At 69.6% G+C, this 237-nt stretch carries 1 protein-coding gene; it reads right to left on the bottom strand.

The window, feature by feature from the left end; all coding sequences use genetic code 11:
- Nucleotides 1-237, bottom strand: a 237-nt coding sequence (locus RB628_RS42270) for a hypothetical protein (RefSeq protein ID WP_318325869.1), incomplete at both ends; no start/stop codon positions are given.

Raw genomic sequence — 237 nt, 5'->3', positions numbered from 1 at the left:
CCTCGGTGTTGATGTTGTATCCGCTGCCGCTGAGGGTGGCGTTCTCGGCCTCGTAACTGGCCGACCAGGTGTTGTCGGAAGCGGTGGTGCTGCCGGTGCCGCCCGGGGAGACGATCACCTGGTACGCGGACATCGCGTCGAGGGTGATCGGAAGGGTGATCGAGCCGTCGGAGCCCACGGCGACGTCGGCGTCGGAGAGCCGGGTCGGGGTGGCCGCCGCGCCGAGGTAGCCGCTGT

Source organism: Streptomyces sp. ADMS (genome assembly GCF_033441795.1).
Lineage (GTDB): Bacteria > Actinomycetota > Actinomycetes > Streptomycetales > Streptomycetaceae > Streptomyces.
The sequence above is the reverse complement of the archived record's forward strand: the minus strand, read 5'-3'. Positions and strand labels throughout refer to the sequence as shown.